General features: G+C 55.4%; 14 protein-coding genes. 9 read left to right on the top strand and 5 right to left on the bottom strand.

All coding sequences use genetic code 11. From position 1 onward, the window contains the following. The 7 genes from glgX to KCQ76_RS08220 all read left to right on the top strand — a co-directional run bounded on the left by glgX (window position 1) and on the right by KCQ76_RS08220 (window position 10,573). Window positions 1-2,316, top strand: coding sequence for a glycogen debranching protein GlgX (gene glgX, locus KCQ76_RS08250; RefSeq protein WP_235428820.1), 2,316 nt, complete (start codon window positions 1-3; stop codon window positions 2,314-2,316). 60 nt (window positions 2,317-2,376) lie between these two features. After that, window positions 2,377-4,044, top strand: a complete 1,668-nt coding sequence (locus tag KCQ76_RS08245; protein WP_052722315.1) for an exonuclease domain-containing protein — start codon at window positions 2,377-2,379, stop codon at window positions 4,042-4,044. 480 nt (window positions 4,045-4,524) lie between these two features. After that, the gene (locus KCQ76_RS08240; protein ID WP_046202979.1) at window positions 4,525-5,415 is read left to right on the top strand and encodes a fructose bisphosphate aldolase; all 891 of its coding nucleotides are present in this window, start codon (window positions 4,525-4,527) and stop codon (window positions 5,413-5,415) included. A gap of 216 nt (window positions 5,416-5,631) precedes the next feature. Beyond that, window positions 5,632-6,546: a hypothetical protein gene (locus KCQ76_RS08235; RefSeq protein ID WP_046202980.1), complete on the top strand. Its 915-nt coding sequence runs from the start codon at window positions 5,632-5,634 to the stop codon at window positions 6,544-6,546. Window positions 6,547-6,595: 49 nt separating this feature from the next. Further along, window positions 6,596-9,118 carry a malto-oligosyltrehalose synthase gene (gene treY / locus KCQ76_RS08230; protein WP_060941948.1) on the top strand — a complete coding sequence of 841 codons (2,523 nt, stop codon included), beginning with the start codon at window positions 6,596-6,598 and terminating at the stop codon, window positions 9,116-9,118. Window positions 9,119-9,195: 77 nt separating this feature from the next. Beyond that, on the top strand, window positions 9,196-10,266 hold the full coding sequence (locus KCQ76_RS08225; RefSeq protein WP_046205226.1) for a GTP pyrophosphokinase: 1,071 nt from the start codon (window positions 9,196-9,198) through the stop codon (window positions 10,264-10,266). A gap of 157 nt (window positions 10,267-10,423) precedes the next feature. Further along, a complete protein-coding gene (locus tag KCQ76_RS08220; RefSeq protein WP_156441630.1) occupies window positions 10,424-10,573 on the top strand; it encodes a hypothetical protein in 150 nt (49 codons plus the stop codon). A 28-nt stretch (window positions 10,574-10,601) separates the two neighbouring features. Here KCQ76_RS08220 and KCQ76_RS08215 read toward each other — a convergent pair whose 3' ends face one another. From KCQ76_RS08215 to KCQ76_RS08200, 4 genes are all read right to left on the bottom strand, one after another. Next, window positions 10,602-11,003, bottom strand: a complete 402-nt coding sequence (locus KCQ76_RS08215) for an Hsp15 family ribosome-associated heat shock protein (protein WP_046202982.1) — start codon at window positions 11,001-11,003, stop codon at window positions 10,602-10,604. 9 nt (window positions 11,004-11,012) lie between these two features. Beyond that, window positions 11,013-11,249, bottom strand: a complete 237-nt coding sequence (locus tag KCQ76_RS08210; RefSeq protein WP_046202983.1) for a hypothetical protein — start codon at window positions 11,247-11,249, stop codon at window positions 11,013-11,015. A 125-nt stretch (window positions 11,250-11,374) separates the two neighbouring features. After that, a complete protein-coding gene (locus tag KCQ76_RS10870; RefSeq protein ID WP_221914839.1) occupies window positions 11,375-12,331 on the bottom strand; it encodes an ABC transporter substrate-binding protein in 957 nt (318 codons plus the stop codon). 33 nt (window positions 12,332-12,364) lie between these two features. Then, the gene (locus KCQ76_RS08200; RefSeq protein WP_046202984.1) at window positions 12,365-13,126 is read right to left on the bottom strand and encodes an IMPACT family protein; all 762 of its coding nucleotides are present in this window, start codon (window positions 13,124-13,126) and stop codon (window positions 12,365-12,367) included. Between the two features lie 77 nt (window positions 13,127-13,203). Between KCQ76_RS08200 and treZ the strand changes: the two genes are divergently transcribed. Then, window positions 13,204-15,387: a malto-oligosyltrehalose trehalohydrolase gene (gene treZ, locus KCQ76_RS08195; RefSeq protein WP_052722317.1), complete on the top strand. Its 2,184-nt coding sequence runs from the start codon at window positions 13,204-13,206 to the stop codon at window positions 15,385-15,387. Window positions 15,388-15,492: 105 nt separating this feature from the next. On the opposite strand, the gene dnaE is transcribed toward treZ, so the two are convergent. Continuing rightward, the gene (dnaE, locus tag KCQ76_RS08190) at window positions 15,493-19,071 is read right to left on the bottom strand and encodes a DNA polymerase III subunit alpha (RefSeq protein WP_046202985.1); all 3,579 of its coding nucleotides are present in this window, start codon (window positions 19,069-19,071) and stop codon (window positions 15,493-15,495) included. A gap of 301 nt (window positions 19,072-19,372) precedes the next feature. Here dnaE and KCQ76_RS08185 point away from each other — a divergent pair, with 301 nt between their 5' ends. Continuing rightward, window positions 19,373-20,869 carry a type III PLP-dependent enzyme domain-containing protein gene (locus KCQ76_RS08185; RefSeq protein ID WP_236881213.1) on the top strand — a complete coding sequence of 499 codons (1,497 nt, stop codon included), beginning with the start codon at window positions 19,373-19,375 and terminating at the stop codon, window positions 20,867-20,869. The last annotated feature ends 13 nt before the right edge of the window (window positions 20,870-20,882 follow it).

Below are 20,882 nucleotides of genomic sequence, written 5' to 3'. Positions count from 1 at the left end.
ATGACAAATACACAGGAGCAGGCTTCCGAGAAGATCGTCGATAATGACCACGAGGCCCCAACGATATCCGGGCAAGCAACTTCTCCAGCCACAGATGACGCCACAGACAACGATCGATCGTCGGCGACATCCTCCGATAACGCCCCTGACCCCGTCGTATGGCCGGGAAACTCATACCCTCTGGGATCAACATACGATGGCTCGGGAACGAACTTTGCTCTGTTCTCAGAGGTCGCCGACAAGGTAGAACTCTGCCTGATTGACAGTGATGGCGCCGAGACCCGCATTGATATGCGCGAGGTCGACGCCCACATTTGGCACTGCTATCTACCCGGAATTATCCCAGGACAACGCTACGGCTACCGCGTTCATGGCCCATGGGACCCGCATCAGGGCCTTCGCTGCGACCCGTCGAAAATACTGCTCGATCCCTATGCAAAGGCTTTCGATGGGAAATTCGACGGCGACGCTTCCCTGTTCAGCTATGACATCGATAACCCCGATGAACGCAATACTGACGACAGCTTGGGCCACACCATGTTGTCCGTCGTCATCAACCCCTATTTCGATTGGGGGTCTGATCGGCTACCGCGGCACCCGATGAACAAGACCGTTGTTTACGAAGCTCACGTCAAGGGCATGACCATGACGCACCCTGACGTGCCCGAGAATTATCGCGGTACCTACGCTGGCCTTGCTCACCCCTCGATCGTCAAGTACCTCAAAGACCTTGGTGTAACGGCTATCGAGCTCATGCCTATCCACCAGTTCTATCAGGACGATCGGCTCCACGAGCTCGGTCTCAGCAACTACTGGGGATACAACACCTTCGGCTTCTTGGCGCCTCACCAAGATTACGCAGCTGCCAAGAAACCCGGCGCCGCTGTTTCTGAGTTCAAGAACATGGTGCGGGCTTTCCACGACAATGACATCGAAGTCATTCTCGACGTCGTCTATAACCACACGGCTGAAGGCAACCATATGGGGCCGACGCTGAGCTTCCGGGGTATCGACAACGCGGCCTATTATCGCCTGGTCGATGATGACCGTCAGCACTATATGGACTACACGGGTACGGGAAATAGTCTGAATGTCCGGCATCCCCACACGCTGCAATTGATTATGGATTCGTTGCGGTACTGGGTTACCGAAATGCATATTGACGGATTCCGCTTCGATCTTGCGTCGACCCTCGCGCGTGAACTTCATGATGTCGATCGGCTGTCAGCGTTCTTCGACCTTGTGCAGCAAGATCCCATTGTCAGCCAGGTTAAGCTCATCGCCGAGCCTTGGGATGTGGGCGAAGGCGGCTACCAAGTCGGAAACTTCCCCGCCATCTGGTCAGAATGGAACGGAATGTACCGGGATACTGTCCGGGACTTCTGGCGCGGCGAACCTGCAACATTGGGTGAGTTCGCTTCACGGTTGACGGGATCGTCAGATCTGTACGCTGCAAATGATCGACGTCCTACCGCGTCGATTAACTTCGTAACCGCGCATGATGGGTTCACCCTCCATGACCTCGTCAGCTATAACGAGAAACACAACGAGGCTAATAAGGAAGAGAACCGCGACGGAGAATCTCACAACCGATCGTGGAATTGTGGCGTTGAAGGCCCCACGGATGATCCCGACATTATCCAGCTGCGGGGCCGTCAAATCCGAAACTTCTTGACGACGTTGCTGCTCAGCCAGGGCACGCCCATGATCTGCCACGGCGATGAAATGGGGCGTACCCAAAATGGGAACAACAACGTCTACTGCCAAGATTCGGAATTGTCGTGGGTGGATTGGTCCCAGGCAACAGACAATAAAGATATGATTGACTTCACTCGACGGTTGATCGAGCTGCGCAATGATCACCCCGTGTTCCGCCGTCGGAGGTTCCTGGCCGGTGGCCCGTTGGGGTACGACGTGCAAGATCGAGATATCGCGTGGATGACCCCCGCCGGAACGCTCATGACGACGGCCGACTGGGATCATGACTTCGGACGGTCTCTCATGGTTCACCTCGGCGGAGAAGCGATTGCTGAACCCGACGAGCAGGGGCAAAAAATCTTCGATGATTCATTCATCTTGTGCTTCAACGCGCACCATGAGCGGATAGATTTCACTCTTCCGAAAGATGATGCGGTGAAGGCATCGCGCGATCCAGAGGACACGGATCCGTCGCGCCTCTGGAGCGTCGTCGTCGATACGTCGCTGCCCACTGGATTCTCCGAAGATGACCCGGATGTCTATAAGCCCGAATCAACCGTTCCCGTTGAGAGCCGATCTGTTGTCGTGCTGTGCCGGCGGCGCCGTCACTCGGCATAGCATTCGGCATAAGGCTACCTGCCATCGCTCGGCGTAAAACTGGTTAGAGTGGAGTGCACCATGACGAATTCCGACACTGATATTTCTTCCCCGGGAACTGAAATCCCAGCTGACGCTAGTTTTTCGCAAATTCAGACCGACGATGAGACGACGCCCGCTGAGTATGTTGCCGCAATCCCGATCCTCGGTGGCACGGCATATATCAGTGAAAGCGGGGTCACGATCTCACGGATCCCCGCTGCACAGATTTATCTTGACCCGGAGACGAAGATCGATCGGGATTCAATTCGTGGTTGGTCACGGACCGACCCCACCCCACTTGAACCAGGTTTTATCGATCTATTCCTGGATGGCACTCCCCCGATATCGCGAGGGCGCTCGCGATTCGCGCCTAACGCTCTCCGATTTTCACCGGCTCACTCCGTCGACACATCCATTATTGATTTCGCTAATGAAGCCCTCACTGCGATGCAGGCTGATGACTTGGAGAGCTTGCGTCGGATAGCACGGGCCGTTTCTCATCAGACGGATTCACGGTCGGCATTTGGCGGTCTAGCTGGCAGCAGTGAACGGAACAACAGCACAGCCAGTCTCAGCGCAGAAGGCAACCAAGCAAAATCAACTGAGAAGAAACAGGACGATAGCTCTTCCGCGCGGGATAACAATGCTCAGCGCAGTGGTTTTCCTCAGACTGCCGATGGGAAACTAGACTCCCGTCCGCCCTCATTTATTGCTTTTGACGTCGAAACGGCGAATGAAGCTAATGGTTCGATCTGCCAATTCGGCGTCGTCGTCTATCACGAGGGGAAAGAAGCTGAATCCCACACGTGGCTGTGCCAACCACCTTCGGCGTGGCCAGATTTCACGCCGGCGACCACCGCAATCCATGGGATTACCCCTGATAAAGTCGCCAATGAGCCGTCGTGCCATGACCGGTTAGAGCAACTTGCAGAGCTCCTCAGGAAAGAAAACCTCCCTATCGTCGCCCACAATGCCAAGTTCGATATGGTCGCCCTCCGGGACGCCGCTCGGGCAGAAAAAGTCGACATTCCGGACATTACTTTCGCCTGCACCTACCTCCTTGCACGCGCGCTCCACCCCGAGCTTCCTAATTATAAATTGACGACGGTGGCTCAATCGGCGGGTTCGGACGCATTTCATCATCACGATGCCCTGGCAGATGCTCGCGCGTGTGGCGAAATCATGCTGAGTTTGTGCGGAATTTTTCCTCGCGACACTGAGCCGCCATCAGACGTCCAATCGATGGCGGAGGTCGTCGAATCGGCGGGCTACACGTTCGGAACAGTGAAAGACAATTCGCTGTCACTTTTCCGGAAACCGCGACGATCTCGGTCGGATCACCAGCAGTCATCACGAAATGGGCAAACGCGGGGGAACCGTGGCCCTTCCAACTGGGAATCCGTTGCTACTCCCCGTGACATCCCTGAGACGAATACCGACGCCGACCCCAATGGACCGCTCTTTGGCAAAAACGTGACGTTGACTGGGGAATTCTCTCCGCTGGATAAGGGACAACTGTGGCAAGCGATCGCTCAGGCGGGCGGAACCGTCGGCAAGAATGTGACGAAGAAGACCACTCTCCTTGTCTGTGGAGAATGGAATGGGAAGACGTCGAAACAGAAACGTGCTGAGGAGCTTCAGGAAAAGGGACAAGAGATCGAGATCTGGAATCAAGGCCAACTTCTCGATGCACTAGATCTCAATTAAGGATCGACACCTGGTTCCATGTTTTCCTTCGAGGAGATTCTTCAGGTTCACAGTTGAGACGCGGGGATCGAAGGCCGGGACCTCACCACCGGAGCCTGAAAAGGGACGGGTTGAGCCACATAGCCTGGGTTACACCCCATATAACTCTGTGAGGTTTGTCACAACTTTTTCTCATGCGTCGCAATGCCCGAATAGGGCGATAATGTGCCCGATTAGTTGCGGTTAGCTACGAATGGGCATTACCGCACGTAAACGAACTGACACTCGTCGCAAACTCCACTTCTGCCCTTATCCCACTGCTGTAATCAACGCGCACGACGGTGAAAACTCGCCAAAAATGATCGCAATTTTTTGTCCGATCGGTGTTCATTCAGACATTTTCGGGCTACCATAGAGCGCGACAGATGATCTCCCACAAATAACGGAGAACGTCTACACGACATCGACGTTGCCCATGATGGCAACATAGAAGGAGTTGTAATGAACCAGGAGCAGGCCACTCGCATGACTGAGGCCAAGGGCTTCATCGCTGCCCTTGACCAATCCGGCGGATCCACCCCGAAGGCGCTTCGCGCTTACGGCATCCAGGATGACGCATATTCCTCTGATGCCGAGATGTTTGATCTTGTCCACGCTATGCGTAGCCGTCTGATTACCTCTCCATCCTTCACCTCCGAGAAGGTACTCGCAGCCATCCTGTTCGAAATGACGATGGACCGCGAGATTGAAGGCATTCCTACCGCCCAGTACCTCTGGGAAAAGAAGGGTATCGTTCCGCTTCTCAAGATCGACAAGGGTCTGGCCGACGAAGAAAACGACGTTCAGGTCATGAAGCCCATGCCTGAGCTCGATAAGCTCCTCGACCGTGGCGTCGAGAAGGGCATCTTCGGCACCAAGGAGCGTTCGGTTATTAACGCTGCTAACGCTGAGGGTATCCAGGCTGTTGTTGACCAGCAGTTCGAGGTTGGTAAGCAGGTCCTAGCCAAGGGCATGGTTCCCATCCTTGAGCCCGAGGTCACCATCTCCATCGACGACAAGAAGGAAGCTGAAGAGCTTCTGAAGGCTGCCCTTCTGAAGGGTCTGGATGACATTCCCGAGGGCCAGCAGGTCATGATTAAGGTCTCCATCCCGACCGTCGATAACTTCTACGAAGACCTCATCAACCACCCGAAGGTTATGCGTGTTGTAGCGCTGTCCGGTGGTTACGAGCGTGACGACGCTAACGAGCGCCTTTCCCGCAACAAGGGCCTCATTGCATCGTTCTCTCGCGCTCTCCTCGAGGGACTGACCGCTGATCAGTCGCAGGAAGAGTTCGACAACACCTTGGCTACCACGATTGATGGCATATACAAGGCTTCGATCGCAGGCTAATAGCGACAACACCAGGACTAACTCAGCCCATTGGTGATGGAATTACGGGTGGCAGTGCAGCTGTCACCCGGTTTTTCTATGCGTGGGAGTGTGCGCAGTGTGGAAGCGCCACAGCGCAGTAGTGCCACGCAGCTCTGTAGCGTCACTTCAAAGTGTCCCTCGCCACATATTGAGGTCGCTGGGAACCACACGACGGTCGCGTCGTCAATAAGGAGCATGACACCTCATCAGGCAACTGATTCGCTTCTTTCTTCCCGTCCCGCTTCGTCATTCGATGTAGACAAAACACGCTCTAACACCGGCACACTGAGCAGCTCACTGGGCGATGCGCCCATGCAGAGCCACCAACTCGAACTGCAACCACTGACTCAGGTCTCGCAGTACCGCGACGCGCTCGTTCACCTCGGTGCAGGTCTTGTAGCCCGGCTCACTGATAAACACGGGACGCCCGCCGATCGGGATAGTCTCACGTGCCCAGCGAATCACGCGTGGGGCAGCGCAGCAGATAATTTCCTGGAGTTCTTCTCTACGGAAAAAGGCCTACGAATTCACTACCGCTCTCTTGACGCCACTATTCCAGGTGCAACGGGGTGGGAACTTCGCACACCACCTCCACCCCCACTGGACAGTTGCGACGATTCATCGCTGCAGTTAGAGGCATCATTTCAATCTCGGGCCCAGAGCACCATGACTCGTCCGCAATCGGATGGAGAACAAATAGTACCCAACGCTCATGCCTGGCTGAGCCACCCTATCCTCATGCGAATTCTCCGGGACTACCTCCATGAACAATGGTCTCGTCCCACGGTGATCGGATGCATCAATAACGGAAATCTCATCGCCATACCCATCAACGACACACCGTCTGTTCTCCGTGTCCATCAATGGTTAAACAACCATTGGCCCGATAGTACGTTTGAGGTCTTCCGCCAGCTATGGAAGATTGACAACCGTTTTCCTGAACCCTGGGCCTTTCCGGAAAAGCAAGTACAGTGGAATCCTGGATCGAGCTGTAGCCAAACTGCGCCCATGCTGGACACATCAATCCGCGCAGGTGACAGTGCTCTGTCGCGTCACAATGCCTACGTGCCCACACCGCCTGGCAGCTATTACGGTGCCAGAGAACACTAAAGCCGTGGACATCAACCATCCCACGGGACAATGAGGAAAGAGGTAGACCATGCCACGCCGTTCACTCTCAGCCACGTACCGGCTGCAACTGCGCGGCCCGGATGCAGATCCGCACGGGCGGTCTTTCACATTTGCCGACGCCAAAGCCATCGTGCCATACCTCAACGAACTGGGTGTCTCTCACCTCTACCTCTCCCCCATCCTGACCGCTCCATCGTCGTCGAACCATAATTACGACGTCATCGATCCCACCGAAGTGAATCCCACCCTGGGAGGACGCGAGGGATTCGAGGAATTAGCTCAGGCAGCGCATGAGGAAGGATTGGGAATCATCATTGACATCGTTCCCAACCACTTGGGTATCGACGTACCTAAAGAAAATCCGTGGTGGTGGGACGTCCTCACCTACGGGGAAGAATCACGATTCAACTCCTATTTCGACATCGACTGGTCCCCCGGCAACGGCGCCGATGGGAAGCTAGGCATCCCGGTTCTCGGCAGCCCCGACGACGTCAATGCCATCACTATCGTCCCCGTCGATGAGGACAACGCGCCTGCTCATGTAGAAGGCAGTGGTGAACCCTGCCGATTCCTCCTGGACTACTACGGCAACTACTTCCCTGTTCGCCCCGGTACAGAAGGAGACGACCCCCTCGAAGTCCTCTCAAAACAGCGCTATGCCCTGCGGTATTGGCGCGATGGTGTCATCGGCTACCGTCGTTTCTTCTCTGTGAACGGCCTTGCGGGAATCCGACAAGAAGATCCCGTTGTCTTCGAGCACACACACCGGGTACTTCGGGAACTCATCGCGGCCGGCTTTATCGACGGTGTCCGCGTCGACCATCCCGACGGGCTCGCCGACCCGTTCGGTTATTTGTCACGTCTTCGTGGCGTCGTGGGTGATCATCGATTACTCCTCATCGAAAAGATCCTCGGCAACGCCGAGCCTTTGGATCCGCGGCTCGACGTCGACGGAACGACCGGTTACGACGCGCTTCGTGAACTGGATGGCATCTTTATTAACCGTGCTGCTGAAAGGAGCCTGGGTGCTATCGCGCAGGAAAGGTCTGAATCGACCTGGGATTCCGACAGTTATGAGTCCGCCATCGTCGCTCTGAAACGCGATGTCGCAACGAATGAGCTGGCTGCAGAGGTCCGCCGACTGGCACGCGCCATCCGGCATGACAACTGGTCAACCATCGGCAAGGATGTCACCGATGAGGAACTGACGCTGACCGTCACCGACGTTATTGCCCATATGCCGGTCTATCGTGCCGATTACCTATCGCTTTCGCGATTAACCTCCACTGTTATCCGGAAGATGGCCCACGATAACCCCGAGCGGAGCGCGGCCCTCGACCTCATGACAGCAGGTCTCATGAGCTACGGGGAAGCCTGGACACGATTCGCCCAAGTATGTGGTGCAGTCATGGCGAAGGGGGTTGAAGATACTGCCTTCTATCGCGCGTGCCGGTTAATCGCTCTTCAAGAGGTAGGGGGTTCACCTGGGCTTTTCGGTGTGTCAGCGGCTGAATTCCACCTTCTCCAGTCCGAGCGGGCAAATTTGTGGCCGCGGTCCATGACGACGCTGACAACCCACGACACGAAACGTGGTGAAGATACCCGTGCGCGGATTATCGAGCTCACTGAAATCCCCGATGATTACCGGGGCTTCTTGAACGAATTAGACACCCGCGCTCCTGCTCCGGATCCGGCGACATCACTGTTCTTGATTCAGAACATTATCGGCGTGTGGCCAACATCGGGTCGGATCGACTCACAGCTCATCGATCGACTTCACGAATACGCCACCAAGGCTGTGCGCGAAGCCGGCTTGCACACCGAGTGGACAGATGTCAATGAGGAATTCGAAACGTCCATCCACGAATGGATTGACTCGCTGTTTACAGAAGAGACGGCAGAATTCATCACCAGCTTTGTGCAAAAGATAGCATCAGCTGGGCATATCGTCAGTCTGTCACGGAAACTACTTCAGCTCCTCGCCCCCGGGATACCTGATATTTATCAAGGCACTGAGTTTCCCGAAGACAGTTTGGTCGATCCCGACAACCGCCGTTTCGTCGACTATCACTTACGACGGGCCGCCTTGGCAGAAATCCGCGACGCTGTGTGGCTCGGCGCTCATGTGTCATCACCCGAGGGCCCTAACGTCAACGACATTCCCCTGCTTCCTGATTCCCAGGCTCGCAAGATCGCGGTCACAGCTGTGGCACTAGCGGTTCGTCGCGAACGCCCCTATAGCTTTATCGGGGCCTCCTACGTCCCCGTTTTTGCGCAAGGTCCGTCTGCTCATCACGCTATAGGCTTCGCACGAGGTAGCCGCCATACCGACGTGGACGTCGTCGTTCTGGTCACGCGAAAGCCACTCGAACTCGAACGATCTGGTGGATGGAAAGACACGGCACTATCCCTTCCGGACGGACGGTGGACCGACCGGTTTACGGGTGAACGGTACAGCGGCGACATTGCTCTCGCGGACCTCTTCCACCAGCATCCGTACACTGTTCTGGTTCGTGACACACCGTCATTGCCCGACGAATCTCCGCGCTAAGTTCTAGCCAGACTATGTACTGTCCATAACGGACCACCCGTCGTCACGGATCATACGAAAGGAACCTTTACTCAACCTTGTCCCACCGCCACCACAAGCCGCCCAAGGAAACCTCGAGGCAGCGCGAGGCACGAAAGAAATACGCGACGTGGACCTCCGCGCACCCACTTGCCGCGAAGCAATTCGCTCACACGATCGAGGATCTCCTTGGTGATTCCGGAATAGCTTTCGACGCTGTCACTGCCCGAATCAAAGCGCTGCCCAGCCTGTTAGACAAGGTAGAGAAGAAAACTGCTACCGGTGAGTGGTTCTTCCCCCACGGATTCGATGACGCCTACGACTTTATTGGTGTACGGGTAACAACTTTTCACTCCACTGAGATCCCGGAAATCCGTCGCGTACTCGAACAGCACTTCCAGATCGACCGTGTCGTCGACAAAGCAGCTGAAACCCGAATAGCTGGCGGGTTCGGTTATGGTTCTCTGCATCTCATCTGCCGGATCCCAGACATCACCTCTGACTCCACCAACATTCTGATTCAAGAATTAGCCGAATATTCAGGGCAAATGATGGAAGTTCAAATTCGGACTGTCCTTCAACACGCGTGGGCTGAATTTGAGCATGATGTCCGCTACAAGGGGCCAAATACGGGAAGCGATCCACGAATTGATCGGGCATTCACTCTTGCTGCCGGTCTTATCGAATTAGCCGACCAGCAATTCGACCAAATTGCGTCCATTGCCAACCAAACTCCCCGAGCAACCGATAGTTCCGACGATGCGTCGCTCTCTCCGGAGATTCTGCCGGGCGTGCTTACGGTCATCCTTGGGCCGCTTTTCCCCCGCTCAAAAAGCGAATACTACCGCTACGCGTACGCAATGTTGGCGGCCCACGGGATCACCGACGTCGGTGGTTTACGTGAGCTCCTGTCCGACGACCTTGCCGAGGCGGTCAGGGCAGTCATGCACCCAGATTTTCCTCCAGGGCAAGTCCGCATGGTCGATGATGTTCTCTTGGCACGATATGGGCGTGACCATATCAAGAAAACTGTCGATATCGGGGATCACGGTGAGACCCGCTCGGGCCGCTTGGGCAACCGATGGAAAAAACTTCTTGATGCTGGACTCGGCGCGGCAAGCAAATCGTAGTCTCACCCATTATAGTTAGATTATCTGACGAACTGCGGGTCACCGCTATACTCGACACATCACAGAAGGACTATCACGATTAATCGCCATCCCACCTCATGAACAACGGAGTTCACCCATTACTTCCTCATTACACCGTCAGTGAAGGAGCAGAAAGATGAAATTCCGCGCACAAGACGCCATCCTGATCCTTATTTCAGCGATCTTTTCCCTAGCGTTCTTCCCGCCCAAGTGGGCACTCGTTGTTTTCATCCTCCTTGTGCTCGTCGCCGTCGGGCTCAAGTACTGGAGTGAGCGAAAACAATAAACTAAGCGCCCATCTTCTGATTAGGTCTTTACCGACGTCCCCGCAGCTTCTCCATTTGCCGACGCTCTTTCTTAGTGGGACGGCCAGCACCACGATCCCGGCGCGGCATGGACGCAAGTATTTCGGGTGATGGTGGTGGCGGGGAATGGTCGATATAGCATTCTCGTGCTACGGCTGCGCCTACACGTTTGGTGGGAGTTTTGACGACTTCGACAATGAATTCCCGGTGATGTGACCATGCGCGAACAGTGTCGCCAGGGACGACTGTTTGTGCCGGTTTGATTTGTTTGCCGTTGACTTTGACGTGGCCAGCACGGACTGCGCCGGTGGCAGCGGTGCGGGTTTTGTATAGGCGGACAGCCCATACCCATATGTCGGTACGAACAGCGGAGGTGTTGTCCGCTGCGGAGCTGTGTTTCGTCGGTGACATGACCAGGTTTTATGTCCACGTATCTTCGTGCTTGAGGATTTTCATGACTTTGTAGCCATCCCATGCTCCAGCGGCAACGATGAGAATGCTGATAATGATGAAGAATGTCGAACTTGCTACTGCGCTGGTAATCAGCGCGATAATTCCGACACCGGCGAAAATGGCGCCGCGGGCGGAGTATTTTCTCACATCAGCTTTACGTTGTGCGGGTGAGGCTGCGACGTATCGATCAACCTGAGAACTCATGCTTACACTCTAGCGAAGAAATGGTCACCCGATTTTTGATAGTGCCCAGGGGACGGACAGGGGGTTTGGCATGCTCATGGCTGTTCCGAGTTCTTCTTGGAGAACTTGAGTGCGGCCTTCCTGCGCTACGTCGAGTGAGCTGAACACAGGGTCGTGGAGAAATGCCTCGCTTTTCCTGCGTAATCAATGACGAAAAGTTTGTCGAGACCTCGGAAGATGTCATAGTTTTCGGCCGATATTTCGTGGTAGAACGCCGAACTCTGGCCGCCAGAGCCGTCCCCTTGAACCGATTGAGGGATGGTGTATCCCATATTCGTTACAAATTGTCCCCGACCCGCCGAATCATCGTAAACAGCGGCTTTACCATCGTATGGCATGACGATGGCAGCCTTTTTGTTCTGGATGTCGGGGTGCTTGTCTCGGTATTTCTTAAAAGACTCCTTTACTTTTGCGATCAGCTTGCTTGCTTCCCCTTCCTCATCAACAGCTCTACATACTTCTTTAATCTGTTCATCCCAAGGAATTTCGTAGTCCTGGTACTTATCGGAGTGTGTTGCAATCGGCGCGATGGCAGAAAGACGCTGATGAGCTTGTTTATCTACTGCCGTATTGATCGCCATAATTAAAGACGGATTTTTGTGGGCAATCGTCTCAAGCACGGATGTTGAGAATGCTTCTTGAGTACTATCCAAGACGATGGGGAAATCATGAATATTCCGCGACTGTAAAGCCTCGCGCGTCCAACTGTTGAGAGCCTTCGGCTGAACACCGTACGAGGTAGTTATCACGGGGATAATTCCCAACGCTATAAGAGTGTCTCCATCACCCATTCCTACGGCAGCGACGCGGCTGTCTTTCCCCTTCGATCCTTTCTGGTTAGCTCCCGACGATTGTCCTGCGGAATCATCTGACGAATCTGAGGAACATGCAGCGAGCCCCCAACCCGCTGCCGCAATAAAGCTGGCTCCTGCGACACGAAGAAATGAGCGGCGGTTTATTCCCGGACGTCCGGGCTCGGGATCGGGCCGCCCAACACGACCGCCGGTTTTACTTGTCTGGTTTTGAGATGCGGACCCGTTCACAGCCGAACCGTCACTTTCTGGCAGCATGAGACCTTAGGTGGAACTTTCTCTCCATGTTATTCCGGTTTCATAGGCATTGAATACCCCTTGCGTTAATGCGGCTACTGCAGATACCACGGCATCGACATCGCTTGGGGAAACGACGACGTTGATCTGCGCGATGTTTCCGCTATCCCCGCTACCCTCGTTGCGCTGCGTTGAATTTGTATCCAGTGGATGTGCGTCCTCAGGCGCACCCGCCCCGTACACAGTGGGTTCTACTGACCAGTCATCGCTGCGGAGCGCCGATTCCACGCGGCCTGCGTCGGAAATCGAAACAATAAAGGTAATGCGTAAAGCACGACGACGTCGCGATGTCGGTGCTACAGATACTGTCTGCGCCACCGAATCTGAGTAGGCGCGCACCAGACCGCCCGCCCCCAGCTTGGTTCCACCAAAATATCGGACGACGACTGCGCACACGTTGGTAATTCCCGATTCGCGCAGGACATTGAGCATCGGCTGACCCGCCGTTCCTGCAGGTTCGCCGTCGTCGGAGGAACGCTCAACGAGCATCAGTGGTGCATTCACCTTGTCCGGCATGTCATCAGCTTCATCTGACGCCGCGGTAATAAACGCAGTGCAATGATGACGAGCATCGGGGTATGCCTTACGAATATTAGCAATATGCTTGCGCGCATCATCCTCTGAGTCAGCTCGCCGAAGATGACAAATAAAACGTGATCGTTTGATTTCCTGCTCAGTGGTGTAGTCCCGATAATCCCGCGGGACGACATACGACGGCTGGGTGCTCATAAGAATTTATTGTAAAGCTGGCCTGCTCGCTGAGAACTGACCTGCTCTCCCCGGCATAAATCCCCTACCCTAGATATATGGAAAACACCAGGCCCGCCCAATCCACCGAGACCACAACATCCCCGGAACGCTATTTCCGTTTGTGGTCGCCCGACGCCACCGCCGCACGTGTTCATGTGCGGCGCCTTCATGGACAACAAGACAGTTCCAGCTCACGCGGGCATAGTTCGTCGACACTTACCGCGTCGACTCCTACAGAATCCGACGGCATCACCAGTGACGCCGACACAGTGATCTATCCCTTGCATCGCACCGGGGAATGGTGGATCTCCGATATCCCGGCACAACCCGGTGACCGGTACGCCTTCTCCGTCACCACCGATCCCGCTGCCAGCGACGACACAGAGTCGGGCAAGGATAGCGATGCTATTGAATGGGTCGGGCCGTTTCCTGACCCGTGTTCCGAACGACAACCGGACGGCGTCCACGGATTCAGTGAAATATGGGAGCCCACATACGAATTCACCTGCACCCAGTGGCGTGGCCGCCCCTTGGAAGGATCCGTCCTCTACGAGCTTCACGTCGGAACTTTTACTCCCGAAGGAACATTCGACGGACTCATCGGGAAGCTCCCTTACCTCAAGGATTTGGGGGTAACGACGATTGAGCTCATGCCTGTCGCTCCGTTCGGAGGCACGCGGAACTGGGGTTATGACGGGACCAATTGGTTTTCCGTCCAAGAGTCATACGGCGGGCCGGATGGTCTGCGGAAATTGGTTGATGAGGCCCACCAGCATGGCATGGCAGTATGCCTTGATGTCGTCTATAACCATTTCGGCCCGGACGGATATTATGGCGGCGCGTTCGCGCCCTACACCTCAGGCGGTTCAACCGGGTGGGGCGAGGTAGTCAACCTCGTCGGTGATCATTCAGACACTGTCCGGCGCCTGATCATGGACGCGATCCGGCGCTGGTTCACCGAGTTCCGTATCGATGCTCTACGGCTCGACGCTGTTCACGCGTTCAACGACCCGGGTGCCCACCCGATCCTGGAGCAGATGAACGACGTGGCGCGGGACGTGACAGCCCGTACCGGTATTCCCCGCACGCTCATCGCGGAATCAGACCAAAATGATCCGCGGATCGTGAGCCCCGTCGCAGCCGGCGGCTATGGGTTGGCTGGCCAATGGTGTGATGATGTCCACCACGCCATTCATTCGGCGGTCTCCGGTGAACACCACGCCTACTATGGCGATTTCGGCTCTCCCCAGGTTCTTGCTACGGCATTAACCCGCGCCTTCTGGCATGATGGCCGCTATTCGCAGTTCCGTGGCCGGACGCATGGGCGGCCGATCCACCATGCGACACAACCCGCGTCGTCCTTTGTCACATATACGACGACTCACGATCAGACTGGCAACCGCGCCGCCGGCGACCGGCCGAGCATGAATCTCACGCCGGAGCAGCAAGTCGCAAAAGCAGCGCTTGTTTTCACTTCTCCCTACACGCCCATGCTCTTTGAAGGCGAGGAGTGGGGTGCCTCCACACCATTTCCGTTCTTTGCTTCGCATGAATCCGATGAACTTAATGAGTTGACCAAGGAGGGGCGCAAGCGCGAATTCGCACGCGCGGGATGGAGTGACGACGCCGTGCCTGACCCGTCTGCGCAATCAACATTCGACTCCGCGCGGTTAGATTGGGACGAGCTCACGGAGGGTTCTCATCAGGCCATCCATGATGCGTACCGGAAGCTGATCGCAATGAGGGAAGATTTCCCTCTCCTGCGCTCAGGGAACTTCGCGTCCATCTCAGTGTCCTGGCATGACGATAGCGGAAACCCTGCCGCGGCAGCTCACGGAGCCGATGTCAATGCCTCGGGAGCACTCTCAACCCCGCCGGTTGTCGACGAATCACCGGGACGCGGTAGGTGGATCCGGGTAGATAGGTTCTCTCCCGTCACGAATACGGCTGTCCCTGCCGGTGGGGGTAACACAGCATCGGCCCAGGCCGACGGAGAAAACGCCATATCTGCCTTCATCAACCTTGCCGACGAGCCAGCTGAGGTTCCACTCCCCCACGGCAGCGATATTAACGACTGGAATGTCATCTTCCGGTTTGGTGCGTCGGGAGGAAAAGAAGCGTCGTCACGAACGGACACGGCAACCGCTCCGGAGACGTCGGCCGAGGATAAAAGCGCTGGTAAAGACGAGAAAACACGCGTCACGCTAGCCCCTTGGGAAACGATCATTGTTGCGCGATAGGTCGGCACATTGAGCCAACACGATAGGCCAGCCCAGTAGGGGATATTCAGACTCCCTAGGTCAACACTGAAACTATCGACCTAGGGAGTTAGCCATTAGAAACGACTAGGCCACAATGCCAGCTCCCAACATGGCTTTCAGATCACCCATCAGAGAACTCGAACGGTCAACTCGCAGGTGGTTGCCCAGAACCATCATGGTGGAGTTGGCACCGTCGACAAGGGTCAAATAAACATCGGAGTCGCCCTTATTCTCGACTAAAACTTTCTTTAGCCGGGCAATATTCTCCTTAGTGCATTGGTCAGTGCGCATCTTCAATTTCAGCGGACTCCCTTTGCCACCACCATTGAGGCTCAAATCTGCTTGGGTGAGGTCATCACAAAAGACACTCATCCGGTCATCACGATATTTAATATGCGCCTTAGCTTTAATAATCGTGTCTTCCACAATGAGCGGTGCCACTAATGCATAGAGTTTATTGAAAACGAGGATATCCACAGAAGCGCCATTATGGTCCTCAATAGTGACAATGGCCCATGGCGAACCATCTTTCTTGGAGAAACGACGATCCACGGCGGAGATAATTCCGCCAATAACGATGTCCTGTTTATCCTTCAGCTCACCCGACAGCACGGTGGTCAGTGGCGTATCCGTCTGAGCAGCTAATGTCTCTTCATACCCGTCAAGCGGATGTCCTGAGACATACAACCCGAGCATTTCGCGCTCTAGAGCCAACTTATGCTTACGGTCCCATTCCTGGTCAGGAACCTCAATGGAAAAGGCCGAATCCTCTTCCTCAGCTTCCCCACCTAAACCAGCGAAAAGATCGAACTGCCCCTTATCCGCGGCCTTCTTAGTTGAAGTGACAGAATCGACCGCATCCTCATGGATCAAATAAAGACCTTTACGCGGGTGCCCCATGGAATCGAATGCGCCAGCTTTGATCAACGATTCCGTCACTCGTCGATTACACGCAATAGTATCGATCTTATTCAAATAGTCAGTGAAGTCTTTAAACGCACCTTTCTCCCGTCGCGTCGAGACAATCGACTCCACGACATCTTCACCAACATTGCGGACAGCGCCGAGACCAAAGCGAATATCTTTACCGACGGATTGGAACGTGTATTTCGACGAATTCACGTCGGGAGACAACACATCAATACCCAAATGACGGCAATCCGAAAGATAAATGGCAGACTTATCTTTCTTATCCGACACCGACGTCAAAAGAGCCGCCATGTATTCGGCTGTGTAATTTGCCTTCAAATATGCCGTCCAGAAGGACACTAATCCGTAACCGGCGGCGTGAGACTTGTTAAAGGCGTAACCAGCGAACGGAAGAATAACTTTCCACAGCGTATTAATAGCGTCGTCCGAATAGCCGTTCTCTTTCATTCCGGCTTCGAAACTGACACGCTCTTTCGCCAGAACCTCGGGCTTCTTCTTACCCATCGCTTTTCGGAAGCTATCAGCTTGGCCCGCGGAATAATTGGCTACCTTCTGCGAGATCTTCATGATCTGCTCCTGGTAGACAATCAGGCCGTAGGTCTCCGCCAGGATGTCCCGAAGCGGTTCCTCCAATTCCGGGTGAATCGGGGTTATCTTTTCACGCCCGTTCTTGCGGTCAGCGTAGGACCAGTGCGCACCCTCACCCATCGGGCCTGGACGATACAGCGCCAACGCCGCAACAATATCCGAGAATTCGGTTGGTCCCATGCGTTTGAGCAGCTCACGCATACCACCACTATCCAGCTGGAACACACCGAGAGTATCGCCGCGCGAAAGCAACTCATACGTCGGCTCGTCGACAACAGAAAGACCCTCAAGGTCGAGGTCCTCTCCCCTGTTTTCTTTGATGTTCTCGATGCAGTCGCCGATAACGGTGAGGTTTCGCAGCCCCAGGAAGTCCATCTTCAACAGGCCAATGGCCTCACACGCCGGGTACGGCCAACCAGTAATGATCGCCCCATCCTGGGCACGCTTCCACATGGGGATGTGGTCCAGCAATGGCACCGACGCCATAATCACAGCACAGGCGTGAACACCGGCCTGACGGACGACGCCCTCAAGACCCCGAGCCGTATCGAAAATCTTCTTCACATCGGGATCAGTTTCGATGAGCTGGCGAACCTCAGCGGCCTCACTATAACGGGGGTGCTCCGGATCGACGATGCCGGACAAAGGAATGTCCTTCGCCATGATCGGCGCCGGCAGGGCCTTCGTAATCCGCTCCGCCATTTGGAAACCCGGTTGCCCGAAATGTGCGCGAGCAGAGTCTTTCAACGCCTGCTTCGTCTTCACTGTGCCGAAGGTAATAACCTGAGCGACCTTGTCTTCTCCCCAGTTATCTGCTGCGTAACGGATCATCTCACCACGGCGACGATCGTCGAAGTCGATATCGATATCAGGTGCCGACGGACGCTCAGGATTAAGGAATCGCTCAAACAACAATCCGTGCTGGAGCGGATCGATATTCGTAATGGTCAACGCATACGCGACCAGCGACCCTGCAGCTGAGCCACGGCCGGGCCCCACACGAATACCGACCTGGCGCGCGTGCTTGATCAGATCGGCCACGACGAGGAAGTAACTGGGGTAACCCTTAAAATCGATGACTCCGATTTCGTACTTGGCTCGGTCGGTGTATTCCTGTGGGACGGGCTGACCCTCGAAGCGCTTTTTCAGGCCTTGTTCAACTTCGTGAGTTAGCCACGACGTCGGCGTGTAGCCTTCCGGGACGTCATACTTTGGCATCCGGTCGTGGGTGTGGGGTTCCCAAATTTCGCTGTAATCCCCGACGCGCTCAGCGATAAGCAAGGTGTTATCGCACCCACCGGGGACCATGTCGTCCCACGTATCTCGCATCTCCCGGGCCGATTTCAGGTAGTAGCCGTCACCGTTGAAGGCAAAGCGGTTACCGCCTTGGTCCAAGGTGGGTTCGTTCATCGTCGAACCCGTTTGCACACAGAGCATCACTTCGTGTGACCGGGCCTGATCCTTGGTGACATAGTGGCAATCGTTCGTCACCAGCGGAGGAATGTTGAGCTTTCGGCCAATTTCTAACAACTCATTACGGACCCTCTGCTCGATCTCGATGCCGTGGTCCATGAGCTCGAGGAAATAATTGTCTTTCCCATAAATGTCCTGCCATTTGGCGGCCGCTTTGAGCGCTTCGTCGAACTGCCCAAGCCGGAGGCGGGTTTGGACTTCACCCGACGGGCACGCCGTCGTGGCAATGATCCCTTCGGAATGCTCTGCGATCAGCTCGGCATCCATGCGAGGCCATTTACCAAGCTGCCCCTCATAGGACGCCATCGAGGACAGGTAAAAGAGGTTTTTCAGTCCGGTGGCATTCTCCGCGATCATCGTTTGGTGCAGGTAGGCGCCCGAGGCCGACACGTCGTCACGCTTCTGGTGGGCTTCACCCCACCGAACGCGCTTTTTATTAAAGCGGGAGTCGGGGGCCATATAGCATTCGACGCCGATAATGGGCTTGATGTCGTTCGCCGTCATGGCGCGGTAGAAAGCGTCGGATCCGAACATGTTGCCGTGGTCGGTCATTCCGACTGCCGGCATGTTCTGCCGTTTTACTTCATCCACCAGCAGGTCAACCTTGGCCATTCCGTCGAGCATTGAATACTCGGTGTGGTTATGCAGGTGAACAAAGGAAGAATTGGCCATGTTCGCGATCATAGGGGGCATTTCTAGCGTGGTCGAGTGTCCAGGTCAGGGCATTTTTGTAGCGACGTCACCCGCGTCGATAGGTCTTCTCTCTGGAGCATTTGCCGTCTTTTCGAGAAAAACCGCACGCTCTACTCCAAGAACCGTTAATGTGACTGCTATCACTTCACAGTTTCCGTCTCAGGGCCGTCACTGCACCGTGAGCGTCTTTCCAACGCACGGTCTGCGAGAGGCTCCCGACGGTAGAGCACACACGTACACCATCGACCCGTGAAAGCAACCCGAACGAAAGCAGGGCGTCATGAACTCCCCGAAATCAACACCGTCCTCGTCGCAATCGAATAGTGAAGCATCAACGCGATTGTCCAACGCGTTCACTGCAGCAAAGCGTCGGTTAAACTCTGCCTTCTCTGCAGCAGACGATGCCACGGAGCGCGCGCGGAAAAGCGGCGGAGTCATCGTCGAGACGATGAAAGATGGTTTACGACCCAGTGCTCCACAAAGCAGTGTCTATCACCATAACTATGGCGTTCCTCAAAAGGTGCGCGAGGCCGTTGCACGCTACAGTGCTCCGCTCACGGTGCTGGACTTGGATGCTTTCCGTGCCAATGCCGAAGACATGGTGACGCGATCCAATGGCACACCGATACGTGTGAGCAGCAAATCTCTCAGGATGAAGAACGCCATCAAGGAAGCCCTCGCTCAACCGGGGTTTTCAGGTGTGCAGGCCTATTCACTCCAGGAAGCCATTTGGCTGGTGAAAGAAGGAGTAACAGATGACGTACTCATGGGTACCCCATCCACGGATAAAGATGCCTTGCACGAGATTGCTAACGACGAACACCTCGCACGCGCCATCACACTAACTGCGGATTCGCCCGAGCACCTCAATTTTCTCGATTCGGTGACCGATCCGGAAAACCGCCATGAACTCCGCATCTGTTTAGATGTCGATGCTGCCCTCGTGATTGGGCGCGGCATGTACATCCCCGGGCTGTCTTCGGGAGAAGCGACAAAACTGTGGACAACGCAGCCCATTGACAAGGACTTTTCGCTCCGAATCGGAGCACTCCGCTCTCCCATCCATGGAATCCGCGACGCGCAATCCTTCGTCAAAGAAATCTGGGGCCGAAAGAACATGAAGGTCGTCGGAATCCTTGCCTTCGAAAGCCAAATTTCCGACGAAGGCGACGCGGGAACTGGGGTCAGGCCGACGATACGACGAATCATGCAGTCACTGTCCCGCGGTGAAATTGCGAGCCGACGACAAGAAATTGTCAATGGTGTCGATTTCGCCCTGATGTCCGCGGGCCTCGATCAGTTAGAGTTCGTCAACGGTGGCGGCACCGGCTCACTGGACTCGACGGGAACGGAAAGCGCTGTGACGGAAATTGCCGCCGGTTCCGGGCTTATCGGCCCTGGCCTACTCGATCATTTTCGCAGTTTCCAACCCCACCCGGCCTGCTGGTTCGTATTACCCGTTATCCGACGCCCCGGCAAAGGAATCATCGTCGTGGCTGGCGGAGGGCGTGTCGCGTCGGGAACCCCTAGCCACGACAAACTCCCTGTCATCGACTTCCCCACAGAACTGGAATTCGCTCCACGAGAAGGTGCCGGTGAAGTCCAAACTGCACTGATCGGCCCCGCCAGCGATGGCTTGGCCATTGGCGACAAGGTCTGGCTCCGTCATGCCAAAGCCGGAGAGGCGATGGAATGGACGAACTCGGTTCTAGTGGTATCCGGCGGAGAAGTCGTCGATACATGGACGACGTATCGCGGTGAAGGTTTCGCTTTTTAGGTAAAAGGCCTTC

It is taken from the genome of Corynebacterium parakroppenstedtii, assembly GCF_019754935.1.
Taxonomy (GTDB): Bacteria; Actinomycetota; Actinomycetes; order Mycobacteriales; family Mycobacteriaceae; genus Corynebacterium; species Corynebacterium parakroppenstedtii.
Note: the sequence above shows the minus strand (reverse complement) of the source record. Positions and strands in the feature narration are given on the sequence as shown.

Excerpts from the sequence above, each read along its gene's own strand:
- KCQ76_RS08185 (WP_236881213.1), top strand. The coding sequence starts at position 19,373 with ATGAACTCCCCGAAATCAACACCGTCCTCGTCGCAATCGAATAGTGAA.
- KCQ76_RS08245 (WP_052722315.1), top strand. The coding sequence starts at position 2,377 with ATGACGAATTCCGACACTGATATTTCTTCCCCGGGAACTGAAATCCCA.
- dnaE (WP_046202985.1), bottom strand. The coding sequence starts at position 19,071 with ATGGCCAATTCTTCCTTTGTTCACCTGCATAACCACACCGAGTATTCA.
- KCQ76_RS08200 (WP_046202984.1), bottom strand. The coding sequence starts at position 13,126 with ATGAGCACCCAGCCGTCGTATGTCGTCCCGCGGGATTATCGGGACTAC.
- KCQ76_RS08220 (WP_156441630.1), top strand. The coding sequence starts at position 10,424 with ATGAAATTCCGCGCACAAGACGCCATCCTGATCCTTATTTCAGCGATC.
- KCQ76_RS08240 (WP_046202979.1), top strand. The coding sequence starts at position 4,525 with ATGAACCAGGAGCAGGCCACTCGCATGACTGAGGCCAAGGGCTTCATC.
- KCQ76_RS08215 (WP_046202982.1), bottom strand. The coding sequence starts at position 11,003 with ATGTCACCGACGAAACACAGCTCCGCAGCGGACAACACCTCCGCTGTT.
- treY (WP_060941948.1), top strand. The coding sequence starts at position 6,596 with ATGCCACGCCGTTCACTCTCAGCCACGTACCGGCTGCAACTGCGCGGC.
- glgX (WP_235428820.1), top strand. The coding sequence starts at position 1 with ATGACAAATACACAGGAGCAGGCTTCCGAGAAGATCGTCGATAATGAC.
- KCQ76_RS08210 (WP_046202983.1), bottom strand. The coding sequence starts at position 11,249 with ATGAGTTCTCAGGTTGATCGATACGTCGCAGCCTCACCCGCACAACGT.
- treZ (WP_052722317.1), top strand. The coding sequence starts at position 13,204 with ATGGAAAACACCAGGCCCGCCCAATCCACCGAGACCACAACATCCCCG.
- KCQ76_RS08235 (WP_046202980.1), top strand. The coding sequence starts at position 5,632 with ATGACACCTCATCAGGCAACTGATTCGCTTCTTTCTTCCCGTCCCGCT.